We start from the raw sequence: 13,638 nt of genomic DNA, 5'->3' as shown, positions 1-13,638 counted from the left end.
CCAAGTGGCACTTGAACCTCCATGATAACATGAAGGTTTTTTTGAGTGTCTACTTGAAGGGGATAATACCACCGGTGATCTTTCCGGACGGTTTTTCTTATAATATAACATTATAAATTGTCTAGAAGATCATTGCTTTCAAAAATGACGCTTTACTGCCCGTATTCACTTTCCAGCACTTTCAACTGACCAAAGGCCCGCTCCTGAGCGGCCTCAATTTGGGTAGGCGCTTCTCCAGCTTCCGCCATGCGGCGCAGAAGTCTTTCTCTCATCACCTGCTTCACCTCCCGGTGAGCCTCGCTTTCGATAAGATTATGAAGTTCCCAAGGATCTGCCTGCAAATCGTACAAAAATTCTTCTACGTACAGATCGCTGTAGCTATCTCGTATAGCATCCCGCTGGGGCGCGCTTACGCTGTATTTCCATCGCTTGGTACGGACGGCACGGCCGACCTGCGACTCGCTGATCTGAACGAACACCTCGCTCGGCCATTCGACCTCCTGACGCTTGACGAGCGGCAGGACGGAACGCCCCTGCATCTCGCTGGGTACCTTAAGCCCGGCTGCATCGAGCAGGGTCGGCGGCAGATCGATCAAGCTGACGAGCTCACGGATCCGTCCGCCTCCTTGAAAGCCGGGTCCCCATATCGCCCCCGGAATACGTATGGAGCTGTCATGGCAAGAGCGTTTGTACTCTCCATTGCGCGTTTTGAAATGACTTCCGTGATCGGAAGTAAAGAGAACGATGGTAGAGTCAGCCAGATCAAGGCTGATCAACGCATCCATTAAGCGGCCTAACGCTTCATCCAGACGTTTGACCATCCCATAATAACCAGGCAAATGACGCTGGGATGTGCCCCCGAGCTCCGCCAAATCGGGAGGCGTCCAAGCCGATATGTAAGAGTCTTCATACCCTAATGGCGCAGGGTAATCGTCTCTTCGGTTCTGATGATGCGGCTCCAGGAAGGAGAGAAACAGGAAGAACGGATCGTTCTGATGATCATTCACATAGCGAATGGCGGCGTCCGTCAATGCATCGACCCGGTAACCCGGAAGCTTGACCCGTTCATTGGCATTGTTGTACAGTACCGTATCGTAAGCGTCGGAGGTATGCTCGAGAGAATCGGCTGCGAGCCAATACTCGTATCCGCCGCGAAGCGTTTCCGGAACGGGCTCCGTTCTGGTCGATGCCAAATGCCATTTACCGATGTATCCGGTATGGTATCCGGCATCACGAAATTCGTGAGCCAGCGTACGGGAGTTCTCTGGGAGCGGAATCCCGTTGCGGTAACATCCGGTCGCCGTTGCATAACGTCCGGTTTGCAGGCAGGATCTCGCCGGTCCGCAAACAGGCTGGCAGGTGAAGGTATTGTACAAATGAGTTCCTTCTAGAGCCCATCGGTCAAAATGGGGAGTAAGCCCTAAGGGATTGCCGTGCAGTCCGGTCGTATCCCATCGCTGCTGATCTGTAAAAAATACAATGACATTCGGTTGTTGCTTCCTTTGCGGCATGGTTGGGAGCCCCTTTCCTTATGCTTATTTCCTGCTTACGTTCTGAACAAAAGTTTACCCTTTGATCCCTGTCGTGGCAATGCCTTCCACAAAATATCGCTGGAACAGGAAAAAGATTAGCAGGGGAGGCAGAATGGCCAGCACAGACATCGACATAATTTGGTTCCAGGCTACCGTCCCTCCAGTCGAATCGATAGTCATGCGCAGCGCCAGGGAGACGGTATATTTTTTGACGCTGTTGATGAAAATGAGCGAATTGAAGAAATCGTTCCACGTCCATATGAATTGAAAGATAGCCGCAGAAAAGAGTGCCGGCTTACAGAGCGGAAGCAGGATCCGGAACAAAATAGCTGCCGGGTTGCAGCCGTCCATAACCGCCGATTCATCGAGCTCCCGTGGCAGACCCCGGAAAAACTGGATCAGCATAAAGATAAAAAACGGGTAGCAGGCAAAAATTGCCGGTACGATAAAGGGCAAATACCCGTCAAGCCACCCCAGATTGCGGAATATCAAGTATCTGGGAATAATAATAACCGCATGCGGAAGCATCAGCGTTGAGATCATAAGCGCGAACAGCGTGTTCTTGAGCGGAAATTGGAAGCGGGCAAAGCCGTAAGCCACCACCGCACTGGACAAGACGGTAAAAAAGACAGTCGGCACTACAAGCATCAATGTATTCAAGAAGAAGGTGCCGTAGGTAAATTGCCCCGTACCTTGCCAGCCTTTGCTATAAGAGTCCCAAACGAAGGTTTTTGGAAGCAGTGCCAAAGAACCGAATAAATCGCTGTTGGTTTTGAACGAACCGAAGAACAACCAGATCAGCGGATAAATCATGAGGAGACCAAAGGCCAGCAGAATTATATTTTTGACCAGCCTGCCTGCGAGCGTAGGCTGTTTCCCGTATTGCAGCATCATTAATTTTTCCCTCCGTCTTCATAATGCACCCATGATCTGGATGAACGAAAGATGATCAAGGTAAGGATCAGAATGATAGCAAACAGTACCCAGGATAAAGCGGAAGCATAGCCCATATGCAGCAGCTTGAAGGCGTCGTCATATATTTTCATCCCGATCAGGTACGTCGATTTCATGGGCCCGCCGTTCGTGACGACGAAAACGGCGGTAAATTCCTGCAAGGCGCCGATGGTTTGCATGACCAGATTAAATAAGATGATCGGAGTCAGCAGCGGTACGGTAATGGAGACGAACATCCTCACTCTGCTTGCGCCGTCTACCATACCGGCTTCATATAAGTCGGAAGGGATTTGTTTTAGACCGGCGAGAAACAGGACCATAGAAGAACCGAATTGCCAGACGACCAAAAAGCTGATGGTCCATAATGCCACATTCGGGCTGCCCAGCCAATCGACCGAAGGGATATGAAGAAAGGCCAGCACCTGGTTAACGATGCCTTCGCGCATAAACAAGAAGCGCCAAAGGATCGAGATAGCGACGCTTCCGCCAAGAATGGAAGGCAAGTAATAGATGGTTCTATATACGTTAATGAATCTCCCTTTGGAATTCAGAATGATCGCCACAAGTAAAGCGAATGCCAGCTTAAGCGGCACCGCCATCAAGGTATACAGGAGGGTTACGCGTAAAGACGGGAAGAAGTCCTTGTCCTCCTTGAACATCGTCACATAATTTTGCAAGCCGACAAAATGCGTCGCTTTCACGATGGAGTAATCGGTGAACGAATAGTACAACGACAACAGCAGAGGATAGAGCTGAAACCCTGCAAATCCGATGATCCACGGAGAAATGAACAACAGTCCCCAAGCGGCATTCGTGAATCTCATTGACTGCTTCAATATACTGAACTCCCTTCTGTACTCAAACATGCCGGTCAGCTTAATAGGAGAGAGAAAGCTGTCCAACCAGACAGCTTCTCTCACCAAGTGAACCATTTGTTTTACATAACTTCTATTTCTTTAACGCGGTAAGCTTCGAGCCATACGCTTTCAGGATTTCGTCGGCGGCTTGCTCCGGCGTCTCCTTCTGATAAATCAGCTTCTGCAGCGTGTCTTTCGCAATTTGCGCGAGATCTGCATTGATACTGATTACGTTAGGAGCAATGGTCTTCTGTTTGGAGGCAAGATCAAGACCTTTAGTAATGTTCGGATCAAGCTGCTTCGCATCCTCCAAAGCTTTTCTAGCCGTGCTCGTCGCCGGTATACCGCGCTGTGCGCCAAGGATAAGCGCCGCATCTTTATCATTAACCATCCAATTGATAAATTTCACCGCTTCTTCCGCGTTCGGAGATGTTTTGTTTACCGCGAATCCGGTTCCTGCTGCGATTGGATTGCCTGATTGCAGCGCATTCGGAGCCATAGGATAAGCCGCTACACCCAGCTTGCCGTCAGGCACGGATTGCTTATATTTATCGAAGGCGGAAATATGGTCGAACAACATGCCCACTTGTCCTTTAATCCATTTTGGATTCTGTTCCATCTTACCGACGAAGGCGGAGCTGTCCCCGAACGGCTCCAGAACCCCGTTCTTGTACAATTCGGAAAGATACGCAAGCCCCTTCGTCAAGGCAGCGTTATCGAACGCAGGAGTATAATCGTCATTGATCCAGTTCTTTCCGGTCATTTGGGCTACATAAGGCTGCAGGATCAATTTATAAATGACGTCGATATCGGCCGACAGCAGGTAAGCGTTTGGATCTTGGGCATGCACCTTCTTGCCGGTTTCCAGCAGGCTGTCCCAGGTCCATTCCGTTGTTTCCGGAATTCCGTACTTCTGGAAGAAAGCTTGATTATAGAATAAGGATGTAGCGGTGGCACCTGCCGGAGCCATAATCATCTTGTCCTTGTAAGTCGCAAAGTTGCTGAGGACAGAGGGATCGTAACCGCTGGTATCAAGCGATTTGGACTGCTTTAAATCCAGCAAAAAATCATACATGTCGTTATCCCATTCATAGGTGAACTGGAATAAGTCGGGTGCGGTGCTTCCGGCGAATTGGGTCAATAATTTGTTGTAAAAGCCGTCGAAGCCCGTATATTCCGCTTCGATTTTGACATTTGGGTGCAGCTTGGTATAAGCATCGATGGCCTTCAGCGTCGCCTGGTGGCGGGTGTCGTTGCCCCACCAGCTGAATCTTAACGTGATGGGCTTCGTGCCATCCGCACTTCCTTTCTGTGCAGAATCATTGGCTGAATTACCTCCGCAAGCGGCCAAAGTAATCCCCATGACAGAACACATAACGAGACTGGTAATTCCCTTGAGCGTTTTCTTCAATTTTTATTCTCCCCCAAATCTTTAATATTGGTTACGCTTTCATCATAGCATCGAAAACAAAGACAAAAAAAGGTCTCCTCCTATTGATTACGTTTTCATTTTTTTGTATCGTTGGGGAAAAGTATCATAATTTTGGATATGACACTGTCGAATTTCTGCTATAATGGTACCGGAGGTGAGTCGGATGTATAAGCTTTTGGCTGCTGACGATGAAGAGGATACCCGGGATACGCTATGCAACTGCTTTCCTTGGGAGTCGGTTGGCTTTACGGTTGTACAGCAAGTCAGCAATGGGCTGGAGGCGCTGTCGTATTTGGAATCGAATCCCGTTGATGCGCTTCTGTGCGATATTCGAATGCCGGTGATGTCCGGGCTGGAGCTATGCAAGCAGATTCACGAGCGGAGACTGGGGGTTCGCATCGTGCTGCTCAGCGCATATCGCGATTTCGAGTATGCCAGGGAAGCGATGACCTATGGAGTTTCCCACTATATGCTAAAGCCGGCTAAATACGATGACATCGTCAACGTGTTTACACAGCTCAAGACAGTTCTTGATGAGGCGAAATCAGGTTTTGAAGCAGGGGGAATGGGGAACAGCGAAACACTGTCTGGCTTTACGGATCCCGTTATTTCCAGCATCGTGAAAAGCGTGAACCAGGATTACCGCACCATTACCCTGCAGCAGGCATCCGAAACGGTTGAAATGAATACAAGCTATGTAAGCGTATATTTCAAGAAAAAAACGGGGATGCATTTCTCGGAATATGTCCTGAAGGTGAGAATGGAGAAAGCTGCGGAGCTGTTAAAGCACGGACATATGAAAGCGTTTGAAGTTAGTGAAGCGGTGGGCTACGCTAACCCTAAAAACTTTATCCGAGCATTTAAGCAATATCACGGCATAACCCCGGGGCAGTTCAAAAATGGGCGTTAATCTGAATAAGCCGCATATCGGAAGATCATTAAAAATCAAATTTTTTGTCAACAACCTGAGGAATATTTTGGCCCTGTGTTTAATTCCTCTTCTGCTGCTGGGCTCTTTATCCATCGTCATCTCCCAGCGGTACACGCGTGTTGATGCCGAGCAGAATCAGGAGAAGCTGTTAAATCAATATAATGAGCTATTTCAGGTTGTTGCATCGGAGATAGATTCTCTCAGCCTGTCCTTTAATACCAATCCTAAAATTGCGGATAAGCTTTACAATATTCTTACGAAAACCAACTATTCCTACGAGGATGCGGAATCGTTATTTTATCTCAAGCATATTATCGATGTGTCGGCCAACTCCAGACCTTATGTTCACTCTATCTACGTCTACTATCCGAATGACCAGCAGCGTTTTCTAAGCTCGCGTGAAGGACTGGTCAATCTGCAATCTTATCTGGATAAAAGCTGGTATGACAGTTACTTGAACCTTGCGGATACGGCGGGATTCACGACAGAGGTTCGCAGTCTGCACAACTATGCTTTCGAGAGCACCCCGACCGATGTCGTAAGTATTTACAAATTGATCAATGACAGGAACAATATCAGCAAGAAGGGGGTTATCGTTCTGAACCTGTCCCCCGACTACTTTATCAAATCTTTCCCGTCTTTAAGCGAATATCCGAACCGGAGCTTTTATATCACCGATGATCATAACCGGGTTATCATGCAATCCGGGGGCACTGCATATGACCAAATGCTATCGTCTCTGCGCCTGCCCGGACAATTCGATACGCTTCAGCAGGATAACGGAATTTATCATCTCACGGTCAAGAAAGCACCGAGGTTAAACTGGAATTTGATTTCAGTCGTCCCGCGCAAGTCATTGTACAGCTTATCGTTTACCTTGATCATCATCACTTGTCTGCTGTCAGTTGCGGCCTTGGCATTATGTGCACTTGCCGCCTTATGGCTGACAGGCAAAAATTACCGTCAAGTCTACGGGATTCTGCACTTGCTCGAATCAGCGGACGCTCCCGACACACCGGACACGATGGAGGCCAATCCGAACCAAGGGCATGATATCTACGCATTCATCATCACCCATATCCTGGAAAGCTTCCTTGAGCAAAAATATTTGAAAATACAGCTTTCCGAACGGTTGTACCGGATGCAGGCACTGGAATTTAAAGCGCTGCAATCCCAAATCAATCCTCATTTTCTGTATAATACGCTTAACTCGATATATTGGAAGACCTTTCAATTGACAGGCTCTACGAATGCGCCGAGCCGCATGATTGAGCTGTTGACAGCCATCCTGCAATATACCCTCGATTCCTCGGCGAAGGTCGTCCGGTTGGAGGAGGAGATCGCACACACTGTCAGCTATGTTGAAATTCAGCAAATCCGCTATAAGGACCGGTTTCAGGTCATTTGGGACGATATCGGGCCTTTCTCCGATTGCGAAGTAGTGAAGCTAAGCATGCAGCCTCTGCTTGAAAATAGCATCCAATACGGGATGGAGCATACGTCCCGCCTGCTAGTTAAGTTCAAGTTCCGCGTACAGCACGGTACGCTTAAGGTAACTATAATTGACAACGGAGGCGGGATAGGGAAGCAGCAGCTTGCGCAAATCCGTTCTGTGCTTGATTCTGACGAGGATTCCGGCCGTCATATCGGGCTGAGCAATACCAATAAACGTATTATGCTGCAGTACGGAGAAACCAGCGGAATCAAGATTCTCAGCAGGAAGGGATGGGGTACTGCAGTCACGCTGCATTTCCCACAGCCATCGGCTGCTCAAGCAGACACGCTCCTCATGAACGATATGGGGAATTGACTCCACAACACGGAATAAATGAAAACCACCCCTAAGAGATTTCGACCCTTCATAAGGTATGGTTACGACGTGGGAATATATTTTTTACTGTATCGGTACCGCATTCTTTCTCTGAAAGTATGATATATTTACCTATATATTCCTTACGGCTTTATATTAAGGAGGGATCCTTTGCATATTTTATGGGACTTTGACGGAACTTTGTTCGACACGTATCCTGCTTATACAGAGATTATGTATGAAGTTATGGAGGAAAGGGTTTCGAAAGAGGAGATTCTAAACCATTTGAAGCTCTCATACTCGCATACTATTAAGTATTTCGGTTTAGGAGAACCACAGTTGAACCGTATTTTCATAAAAGAACGTGATCTGCATCCTAGCCACATGAAGCCATTTCCTTTCGTAGAAGCCATTTTGAAATTGGCAGAGGTAAATGTCATTATGACACATAAACCGCGGATAGAGGTACTGCCTATATTGGAGTATTACGGTTGGATGCATTATTTTGCAGAGATAGTGGCTGGCGGTGATGGCTATCCAAGTAAGCCTAATCCGGAGTCGTACAAGTATTTGCATGACAAGTATAAGCTCGATTTGGTTATTGGAGATCGGGAGATTGATATCCTACCGGGAAGGCACATCGGGCTCCGAACCTGCTTATTTCAGAATCACACTCCCGGGGCGGATCTGTATGTGAATGACTATGAAGAGCTCTATTCTCAATTGATAAGTGAAGGGGGAGGCAGAGTATGAATGTGATAATGTTGGGGCTGCCTGGAGCGGGTAAAGGAACACAGGCCAAGTTCATTGCCGAGAGTCAACGTATTCCGCATATTTCTACCGGCGATCTGTTCAGACAAGCGTATCAGGATCAGACTAAGCTTGGAATTTTGGCCAAAGAGTATATGAGTAAAGGCGGACTTGTGCCTGATGATGTGACGATTGGGATTGCACTGAACCGATTGGATCAAGTAGATTGCGACCATGGCTTTTTATTAGACGGATTTCCAAGAAATATTGCACAGGCCATATCTTTAAGGGAGTATTTAATTAATAAATCGTCAAGCGTTGACCATGTCATTTACGTTGAAGTGAATGAAGACGTTCTGGTAGAGCGGCTAACCGGCAGACGGGTATGCAGTAAATGCGGGGAGACGTACCATATCATAAATAACCCTCCGGCCCAACCTGGACTCTGCAATACATGCTCGCATCCTTTGATTCAGCGGGAGGATGACTCCGAGGATACGGTAAGGGAGCGTCTCAACGTGAATAAGGAATTGACTTTACGTTTATGCGAGTTTTATAACTCAGAAGGAACGTTAAGAACGGTAGATGGATTGAGGCCTATGGATGAAGTGACCGCACAAATTAAAAAAGTGATGGGACCTTAAAAATATATGCTCAGTAAGGTATAAGTGGTAAGAAGGCACAGGTTCTAGGACCTGTGTTTTTTAATCATATAAGAATTGATATGTTATTGGTTTTTGGGAAACAGGGCTCGAAAAATGCTGACTACATATAAACAGGAGTGTAACAATGATTCCAAACACAGAAAAGCTTATACAACTGTTGAGATCCGGCCAAAAGATAGATGCAACCGTTCTTGAATCCTATTGCCGTATAACCGCTAAGTACGGAAACCGGGAAGATGCAGCGGCTTTGTTTCAAATGTTCACAGAGCATCCTTCCGATTACAGGTACGCGCTGCTGCTTGACCCTGTTATGAGATGCGGAGACTTCGCCATGGCGGAGGAGATTGATCGTTTTTGCTTTGAACATGGACAGCTTAAGGAAGAAATGCCTGGTGATATTCTTCATGTGATGGGGTATATGGGGTATGAGAAATATATCGACTATATGGTGGATTGCATCGGTGCTAACGATTGGCAGCTGTGCACAAATGCTTGTCTCGGGCTATTGCACCTTCCTTGTGAATCACATCGGGAGCGGTTGGAGAGTGAGCTGGAAAAGGTATACGGGCAGCCGCTTTTCCCTGAACTTTTACCCGCTTTGAGCTTTAAATTCGCTAATGAACAAATCGTTCCCAGGCTGGTTGCATGGGGTGAGCAGGCTTCGACGGATTGTAATGCGGGGCTGGTCCTCGGCATTTCTATGTTTGGCAGTACGCAGAAAAAGCAAATAAAATCTATATTAATGGAACCGTTTTGGGAAATGTACAGCATTGGAACGGGGAGCCATTGGTGGGGGTATGTGTCCATGCAAATGGTCGAGCTAACGTTCAGTGAGCTCATCTCGGATATCAAAGCCCGGATACCTGTTGTTCAGAAGCATGCAGACCACATCCCTGATGAACAAACGATGGAACACTGGCTTCATGTGTTGCACAACCTGTTGGAATTGAAGCTGGCTGATGTTCCGCATCCTGTAAGGTTTTCCCCGCACAACCAAGAGTCTGTCATTGATCTTTTCCAGGAGCTGTTTCAGTGGGGTAACGAGCATACGGATGATACGTTGACAGGCAGAATCAGCACTTTCTTGGGATACGATCATCCGCTGATGGAAAAGTATATGCAATTAAGAGCGAGAATGGAAATGGGCATAAAGCAAGAATTAGAATCACAGGTCTGGGCAAGCGGCGGCAAATATCTTACCTGAGGAAGAAGTAAGCTCGGCCTGATTTTGGATATTTATACGGATTCGGACCGGGAAATCTCGAGCCCACTCTTGCACGGAATTATTGCTAATACTTGACAATGCCCCGTTACATACACTACAATCCGTAGTGTAATAATTTTTTACATAAATATAGTATACCATTTCTTAGTGGAGGTTGGCTTGATGAAGGTACAAATGGCAACGATAGCAGCCCTCGTTACTGCAGCATTAGCCTTATCCGGATGCAGCGCTAAATCCGCGACGGAAGGACAAGCACCGCCGGCTGCCTCAAGCTCGAATCAGGTAACGCAGCCGCAAGGCTCAGCTGCTCCTGCAAGTCCATCGCCGACCCCAGCGGCAGGCGGCGATAACAAGTCGTCATCCGCAACAGCAATTAACGCGGAATCGCTTGTCAAACAAAATTGTATTGCCTGCCATGGCGATACGCTGGATGGCAAAGGAAGCGAGAAGAAAAATCTTCAAAAGATCGGTTCAAAAATGAATCAAGAACAGCTGGTTAATCAAATTGCGAACGGCGGGGGCGGCATGCCGGGCTTCAAGAGCAAGCTGAAGGAAGAAGAAATTACGGCCATCGCTGCATGGCTTGAAGCCAAAAAATAACCGGAAAGGCGGCCCACTTCCTATGAAGCGGAGCCGCCTGGTTTTCATTTATCCTGCCATTAAATTTTTGGCATCCTGCGGACTAAAGACAGAGATGTGATCCACCTTGCCAGTAGAGGAGGGAATAATAAATTTCAATTGAAATTGATCGTTTGCCTGGTAAACATATATCGTTTCGGTTTTATTAGCGATCGTATCGTCAGGTTGTCCTAAGGCGGATTTGATCTGCGAGAAGCCCAGTTCATGAAGCTTCGAATCATAGGAGCGAACATCGAAAATAAGGTTTCCTTTATTAAAACCGAAGGCGGCTTTATGCTTGCCGTAGGTTGAATAGATACCTGACCCCGCTGTATCCTTCTGATCCGGCTTTCCCCAATCTTCCTCTACCTGATCGATCAGGCTTTTATGTGCTGCGTAATCGAAGCCCGGTACTTTCCCTTTCTTTGCCTGTTCCATGATTTGCAGCACGTAAGCTTGAGTCCCGTTAACCTGCGGCGGCCTCCCGCTGCTTTGGACATCCGTTGAATTGGAAGCGGCCCCCTTGATGTCCTGTCCCGATGTTTGGGGAGCTGTTGAGCCAGGATCGGGTGACGGCGTTGGTGTTGGTGCCGGAGCTGGTGACTGGGTACTTGGTTGTTCCTGCGAAGCTGCAGCGGGCTTCTCTGTAGAGCTGCAAGCGGTCAGTGCAGCGGCTAACATGGTGGCCGATAAGGTTATGATTAGAAGATGTCTGGATGATTTAGGCATATGGATTCTCCCTTGAGTTAGATCTCTCTTTTATTACACCCTATCAGACGGCTCGAATCATCAATAAGTTGCAAAAAGGGATTCATCAAGGACAGGCCCTAGGCGTCTAAACGGGATTCCCGTTGTCCATAATAGTAACGTCGTTGATATTACAGACACGGACAGGGGGAATGAATCTTGCTATCGGTTCATTGGAGATTGGCAGAGCTCTGGACACTGCAAAAACAAAGGGGACTGACAGAGGAAGAAGAGTCCGAAGTGAACGCTTGCCTCCATTACAATGCGATTTATGCGAGGAAGCTTGCGGGATTGTACAATCTGTCTCTTGCTGCATCTATGGTCAAGGACACTGCCTGGCAGCATGAAATATGTCAAGCAATTGAAAAGCTGCAAAACCAGGGAGGGGCATCCCCTGAGTTTACATTATAATTGCAACTTCACAGCCTGCTACAACGTGAGAAAGGGTGAAGGTTCCCTAAGGAGCCCTCACCCTTTTTCAACATCATTCGAATCCGACCGCCAAGCAGCTGATTTCAAGCTTCGAAGCCGAAGTCCTGCCTTTATGGGGCTTCTTCACCTTTTAAAATTCTTAAACAGCTTTGGGCCGTTTGGCTATTTCCTCGGTCACAACGAAAGCTAAATCCTCATTCCCGTACAAAGATAACACACCAAGAACCGTTTCATCCGGGAGTTCACCTGCTTCTTCCTTTGATACAGTCAGATCAATAGCTTGCAGGAGAAGAGGGTTGGCCGACTGATCCGGGTATGCACGGAGATACAGTGCTGCAGGGTCCAGATCATTATTAATACACCATTGGGCGAAAACAAGAATCATCATTTGCTCGTCCTGCTGATAATTTTTTATTATTTGTTCTTCCATTTCTTTGCGGCTCATTGAAAAATCTCCTTATCATCGGTAATATAGGTTTCATTATAACGAAAGTTCAGGTGGAATCACAATGATCATGAATGAAAAAATAAAAGCGTCAGAGGTTCAACTGACAGGTATTAACGGGGAGGATTTGGGTGTTGTCCCCACATCGGAGGCTTTGGCGATGGCCAAGAAGCTGAAGGTAGATCTGATCTGTACTTCTCTGATGAGCAGCCCTCCTCCGTGCAAGCTGGAAGGTGCAGGCACTGCCAAGCAAGAAGCCCAGCAGGCCAAGAGAAAGGAAAATAAAATACCCAAGCTTAAAGAAATCCGGCTTACGCCTCAGATTGAAGAGCATGATTATGATACGAAAAGGCAGCAGGCAGAAAGAATTTTGACATCTGGTGATGCGGTCGTATTTACCATAAAGATCCAGGGCAAGGAAGGTGTACAAGCCAAGGAGCTGCTCGAATCACTGATCAAGGACCTTAAGCCATTTGGAACTAAAAAGACGGGGATTCAGCTCAGCGGGAAGCTGGCGACCGTTCAGCTCGATCCTAAATAAGACGTATCATCATAAAGTACAAGGGCAGCAACATACAGTTGAAGAGAAGAAGGAACGTTACATTCGAATGTCAGGCTTGAAGGAGTGAATAGGAGAGTGCTGCATAAAGTAAAAGCTCTGGGGACGGAGATGAATTATGCGATCCTATCCGGATTTTCCGTATTTCTTGTGTTTATCCTTCATCTCATTCACTGGTTAATGGCTCCTATTTTGCTTGGGGCCATGGAGATGCACGAGCATCATCACGGTGCGGGGGAGCCATTGTCTGTACAAACCATTCTGTTCACAGTAGCGCTTCTTGCTGTTAACGGTGCGGGGATGTATTTTGCCGTGCGGCAGCTCATGCTGGCATGGAAGCAGCGCAAACGCGGCATGCATACGTATATTTGCTGTTCGATATCTATGGTCGTTTTGATTGTCGGTATTTACAGTATCATTGTATAGTCTAATAGAATTTGGTCCCCGCCATTAAGTGCAGCTGGAAGCAGCCTGCACTTTTTATCATTATAACAGGAGCTCTCCGTAAAGCATCTGAATCCGCTTGTAAAGCCATGGCCTCACTTTGTGGGGTTATTTTATTTTTGCGGCTAAGAGTCAAAGATAGTAGAATTGTGGAAGGAAAAGAACGACGAGACGAGTCCTTCCCCAAATAACGTTATTGGCGAGGGTCTCGGGCATAATGTCAGATTAATAATATGA

Annotated in this window: 15 protein-coding genes; 9 read left to right on the top strand and 6 right to left on the bottom strand. The window is 47.3% G+C overall.

Features of this window, described 5'->3' with window-relative positions; translation table 11 throughout:
- Nucleotides 1-152: 152 nt before the first annotated feature.
- The 4 genes from ABEA66_RS17375 to ABEA66_RS17360 form a co-directional block, all read right to left on the bottom strand.
- A complete protein-coding gene (locus ABEA66_RS17375; RefSeq protein ID WP_345589282.1) occupies nucleotides 153-1,511 on the bottom strand; it encodes a sulfatase family protein in 1,359 nt (452 codons plus the stop codon).
- 54 nt (nucleotides 1,512-1,565) lie between these two features.
- Nucleotides 1,566-2,426 (bottom strand): carbohydrate ABC transporter permease, encoded by an 861-nt coding sequence (locus ABEA66_RS17370; RefSeq protein WP_079911830.1) that lies wholly within the window; start codon nucleotides 2,424-2,426, stop codon nucleotides 1,566-1,568.
- Nucleotides 2,426-3,322: a carbohydrate ABC transporter permease gene (locus ABEA66_RS17365; RefSeq protein ID WP_345589279.1), complete on the bottom strand. Its 897-nt coding sequence runs from the start codon at nucleotides 3,320-3,322 to the stop codon at nucleotides 2,426-2,428. Before ABEA66_RS17365 ends, ABEA66_RS17370 begins: the two co-directional genes overlap by 1 nt.
- A gap of 112 nt (nucleotides 3,323-3,434) precedes the next feature.
- Nucleotides 3,435-4,754 carry an ABC transporter substrate-binding protein gene (locus ABEA66_RS17360; RefSeq protein WP_345589277.1) on the bottom strand — a complete coding sequence of 440 codons (1,320 nt, stop codon included), beginning with the start codon at nucleotides 4,752-4,754 and terminating at the stop codon, nucleotides 3,435-3,437.
- A 184-nt stretch (nucleotides 4,755-4,938) separates the two neighbouring features.
- On the opposite strand from ABEA66_RS17360, the gene ABEA66_RS17355 reads away from it, so the two are divergent.
- The 6 genes from ABEA66_RS17355 to ABEA66_RS17330 all read left to right on the top strand — a co-directional run bounded on the left by ABEA66_RS17355 (nucleotide 4,939) and on the right by ABEA66_RS17330 (nucleotide 10,756).
- Nucleotides 4,939-5,685, top strand: coding sequence for a response regulator transcription factor (locus ABEA66_RS17355; RefSeq protein ID WP_345589275.1), 747 nt, complete (start codon nucleotides 4,939-4,941; stop codon nucleotides 5,683-5,685).
- Nucleotides 5,675-7,516 carry a sensor histidine kinase gene (locus ABEA66_RS17350; RefSeq protein WP_345589273.1) on the top strand — a complete coding sequence of 614 codons (1,842 nt, stop codon included), beginning with the start codon at nucleotides 5,675-5,677 and terminating at the stop codon, nucleotides 7,514-7,516. Before ABEA66_RS17355 ends, ABEA66_RS17350 begins: the two co-directional genes overlap by 11 nt.
- A 171-nt stretch (nucleotides 7,517-7,687) precedes the next feature.
- A complete protein-coding gene (locus ABEA66_RS17345) occupies nucleotides 7,688-8,269 on the top strand; it encodes an HAD-IA family hydrolase (RefSeq protein WP_345589271.1) in 582 nt (193 codons plus the stop codon).
- Nucleotides 8,266-8,910, top strand: coding sequence for an adenylate kinase (locus tag ABEA66_RS17340; protein ID WP_345589269.1), 645 nt, complete (start codon nucleotides 8,266-8,268; stop codon nucleotides 8,908-8,910). Before ABEA66_RS17345 ends, ABEA66_RS17340 begins: the two co-directional genes overlap by 4 nt.
- 145 nt (nucleotides 8,911-9,055) lie before the next feature.
- Nucleotides 9,056-10,135 carry a hypothetical protein gene (locus ABEA66_RS17335; RefSeq protein ID WP_345589267.1) on the top strand — a complete coding sequence of 360 codons (1,080 nt, stop codon included), beginning with the start codon at nucleotides 9,056-9,058 and terminating at the stop codon, nucleotides 10,133-10,135.
- A 183-nt stretch (nucleotides 10,136-10,318) separates the two neighbouring features.
- Nucleotides 10,319-10,756: a c-type cytochrome gene (locus ABEA66_RS17330; protein WP_345589265.1), complete on the top strand. Its 438-nt coding sequence runs from the start codon at nucleotides 10,319-10,321 to the stop codon at nucleotides 10,754-10,756.
- Between the two features lie 48 nt (nucleotides 10,757-10,804).
- Here ABEA66_RS17330 and ABEA66_RS17325 read toward each other — a convergent pair whose 3' ends face one another.
- Nucleotides 10,805-11,503, bottom strand: coding sequence for a YjgB family protein (locus ABEA66_RS17325; protein WP_345589262.1), 699 nt, complete (start codon nucleotides 11,501-11,503; stop codon nucleotides 10,805-10,807).
- A 177-nt stretch (nucleotides 11,504-11,680) separates the two neighbouring features.
- On the opposite strand from ABEA66_RS17325, the gene ABEA66_RS17320 reads away from it, so the two are divergent.
- Nucleotides 11,681-11,932 (top strand): DUF7667 family protein, encoded by a 252-nt coding sequence (locus tag ABEA66_RS17320; RefSeq protein ID WP_079911817.1) that lies wholly within the window; start codon nucleotides 11,681-11,683, stop codon nucleotides 11,930-11,932.
- A 160-nt stretch (nucleotides 11,933-12,092) separates the two neighbouring features.
- Here ABEA66_RS17320 and ABEA66_RS17315 read toward each other — a convergent pair whose 3' ends face one another.
- Nucleotides 12,093-12,398, bottom strand: a complete 306-nt coding sequence (locus ABEA66_RS17315) for a hypothetical protein (RefSeq protein ID WP_345589261.1) — start codon at nucleotides 12,396-12,398, stop codon at nucleotides 12,093-12,095.
- Nucleotides 12,399-12,462: 64 nt separating this feature from the next.
- Between ABEA66_RS17315 and infC the strand changes: the two genes are divergently transcribed.
- Nucleotides 12,463-12,939, top strand: coding sequence for a translation initiation factor IF-3 (infC, locus tag ABEA66_RS17310; protein ID WP_345589259.1), 477 nt, complete (start codon nucleotides 12,463-12,465; stop codon nucleotides 12,937-12,939).
- Nucleotides 12,940-13,035: 96 nt separating this feature from the next.
- Nucleotides 13,036-13,383, top strand: a complete 348-nt coding sequence (locus tag ABEA66_RS17305) for a hypothetical protein (RefSeq protein WP_345589257.1) — start codon at nucleotides 13,036-13,038, stop codon at nucleotides 13,381-13,383.
- The last annotated feature ends 255 nt before the right edge of the window (nucleotides 13,384-13,638 follow it).

This window comes from Paenibacillus vulneris (assembly GCF_039543185.1).
Lineage (GTDB): Bacteria > Bacillota > Bacilli > Paenibacillales > NBRC-103111 > Paenibacillus_S > Paenibacillus_S vulneris.
The sequence above is the reverse complement of the archived record's forward strand: the minus strand, read 5'-3'. Positions and strand labels throughout refer to the sequence as shown.